This window comes from Variovorax glucosi (assembly GCF_051216695.1).
GTDB lineage: Bacteria > Pseudomonadota > Gammaproteobacteria > Burkholderiales > Burkholderiaceae_C > Variovorax.
In genome coordinates this window covers 1-1,071 of record NZ_JBPJZE010000351.1, presented here as the reverse complement: position 1 = coordinate 1,071, position 1,071 = coordinate 1, and the positions used below count along the sequence as shown (strand labels likewise).

2 protein-coding genes are annotated in these 1,071 nt (G+C 61.4%); both read right to left on the bottom strand.

What is annotated here, in order from left to right; all coding sequences use genetic code 11:
- Positions 1-333: 333 nt before the first annotated feature.
- Complete coding sequence (locus tag ACSFA3_RS25585) at positions 334-663, bottom strand: hypothetical protein (protein WP_435508125.1); 330 nt, start codon at positions 661-663, stop codon at positions 334-336.
- Between the two features lie 169 nt (positions 664-832).
- On the bottom strand, positions 833-1,071 hold a 239-nt coding region (locus ACSFA3_RS25580), incomplete at its 5' end, for a LuxR C-terminal-related transcriptional regulator (protein WP_435508124.1).

Here is a 1,071-nt window from a genome sequence, read left to right as displayed (position 1 = left end):
AAAATTTCCCCATTCACCCCAATACGCTTCCCCCAAGCCCATGCGCCACCCGATGCTGCCCCATGGGATGTCAGGATGCTTGACCCATAGCGGCGGCTTTCCTGGAGTCATATTTCTGGATTAGTGAGTTGGAGTGGCTAGTAGATCGATGCTTCGAAGTCGGCTCCTGGCAGAAGTCTAGCCTCCGTGCCGGAGAGACGGGATGGCCACCGGAGCGTGAACTGTCGGTCTCTAGCGCGCTTTCGAAGATGTCCACAATGGCCCCCTTATCGGTCAGGGCCTGTCCGGGCCGCAGGACAGACATCTTCGCGGCCGTGAGTTCGCCAAGAAATGTCAGGTCTTGCCGTCAGCCCGGCTCAGCTTCAGCCGGCGAATCTCGGCGAGCTGGAACCTGAAGGCATCTACCGCTTCCTTGGCCTTGGGCTCCCAGGTGTCGGTCTTCATGTGCGCGAGAACTGCCTCCAGCGCATCACCGAGTTGTCCAATCTGCCGTCCGTAGCTTCCCACGTCATCCAGGATCTGCTGCTCCAGAGCAGGGTCTGACGACTTGCCCATATTGATGTTGATGAACCCAAGCTGCCCATTGGCAATCTTGGTAAACCAAGTCCAGGGGTTGATTTCCTGGCGCACATTGCCGGAGAGCGCCAAGTAAAAGTTCGGCATAGGAGTCCTCCTGCGCAACGCGACTGGCTGCTGCGATGAGGCCAAGCAAGAAGCTCGCCGAGCCACTTCCGGTCGGGTCGCGACAGATATGCTCCGACGGTCGAATCAGGACGAGGACGGGATGACAAACATCGCTGGACATGTCGGCCCGCCGGCCGCCTTCAAGGCGCTACAGCGCGTGTTCCCGCAGGAACCGATCCAACTGATGGCTGTTCGCCAGCCCCAGCTTCGCGAACACGTGCGCGCGGTGGGTTTCCACCGTGCGCTGTTCCAGCGGCGCGAGCTCCAGTGCGATCTGCTTGTTGGGCTTGCCCTCGGCCACCAGCCGGGCCACCTGCATCTCGCGCGGCGTCAGCTTGGCCCATAGAGCCAGTGCGGCCTGGCGAGCCTGCCGGCGCGCGGCGATCT